The sequence below is a fragment of the Olsenella sp. KH1P3 genome (assembly GCF_900167315.1).
Taxonomy (GTDB): domain Bacteria; phylum Actinomycetota; class Coriobacteriia; order Coriobacteriales; family Atopobiaceae; genus Olsenella_J; species Olsenella_J umbonata_A.
Genome location: NZ_FUWQ01000015.1, coordinates 1 through 1,409 on the forward strand (window position 1 = coordinate 1; position 1,409 = coordinate 1,409).

The 1,409-nt window shown below is 68.5% G+C and carries 1 protein-coding gene; it reads right to left on the bottom strand.

Going from position 1 to position 1,409, the window contains the following annotated elements; translation table 11 throughout:
• Positions 1 to 1,409 (bottom strand): InlB B-repeat-containing protein (locus B5D13_RS08600; RefSeq protein WP_143327777.1); only part of this gene is annotated, 1,409 nt, incomplete at both ends.

A 1,409-nucleotide genomic window follows, 5' to 3' on the forward strand; every position in this document is an offset into this window, starting at 1 on the left:
TCGTCCCAGATCGCGAAGAGCTCGATCTGGTCGCCGTCGGTGGAGCTGAGGTTGAGGACGGACTGCGCGTCGGTGTACGCGATGCCCGTGCCGTCGGACGCGGTGTTCCAGCCGGCGAAGCTGTAGCCGCGGCGCGCGAAGGCATTGGGGTCGAGGGCCTGGGAGACGTCGTAGGTGAACGTCTGGTCGGCCATGGCGCCGGTCGCGGCCTCGGCGGTCGGATACGCGGCGTCGTTGGAATTGAACTTCACGACGTAGGTGATCGGATCCCACTGGGCGTAAACGTAGACGTCCAGGACCGTGTCGTTGCCGCCCGCGAGGGCCGCGTAGTCCATGATGTCGTCGAGCGCGGTGCCCAGGCCGTCGGTCCTGTCGTTCCAGGCGCCGGTGGTCCTGAGGACGTAGCCGGTGCGCGTGGGTGCGGGCGCGGCGGTCAGGAAGCCGCTGTCGGACCACTTGACGACCACGGGGACGTCCGTGCTGCCGTCGGCGTACTGGCCGCCGTTGGAGTCGTAGTGGAGCGTGTAGACGTTGTCGGCCCAGAGGGCGTAGAGCGTGACCTCCTTGCCGGCGCCCTGGCCGAGGGTCCAGGCCTCGGAGTAGGCGGTCGCGGCGCTGATCGCGACGAGGTTGCCCGCGGCGTCCCTGTAGGCCCAGCCGTAGCCGTCGAGGTGCCTGCCGGCGAAGGTCGGCGCGGTCGCGGGCTTGAGGTCGACGTCGGTCCAGGCGACGCCGGTGCGGTCGGCGGGCGTGGTGGCGACGTTGCCGCCGTTCACGTCGTAGTGGATGATGAAGTCGGCGAGCTCGTCCCACTTGGCGTACAGCGTGACGGTGGTGACGGTGTCGTCGCCGGCGATGCCACCGTAGGTGTCGGACGAGGCGAGGGCCTGGGTGAGACCCGCGTCCTTGAACCAGCCGGCGAAGGCGTAGCCCTGGCGGGTCGGGCCGCCGGCGACGCCGGAGACGAAGGTGGTGTCGAGGCCGGAGGTGAGCCAGTCGACCACGGTGACGACGGAGTTGGGCAGGTCGTCGACGTCGACGCCGGAGGGATCGTCGTTGTTGTTCTCCTCGTAGACAACCTTGTAGTCGACGCCGGCGTCAGAGTGCTTGACGTCCCACTTGGCGTAGAGAGTGACGCTGGTAACGGACGTACTGGCGACGAGGTCCTTGTACGCCTCTGCGGAGGCGTAGGGGTTGGTGAGGCCCGCGTCCTTGAACCAGCCGGCGAAGTCGTAGCCCTTGCGGGTCGGGCCGCCGGCGACGCCGGAGACGTAGGTGGTGTCGAAGCCGGAGGTCGACCACTTGACGTCGGTCACGACGGAGTTGGGCAGGTCGTCCACGTCGACGCCGGTCGGGTCGTCGTCGTTGTTCTCCTCGTAGATGACCTGGAAGCCGCCGATCTCGTCCCA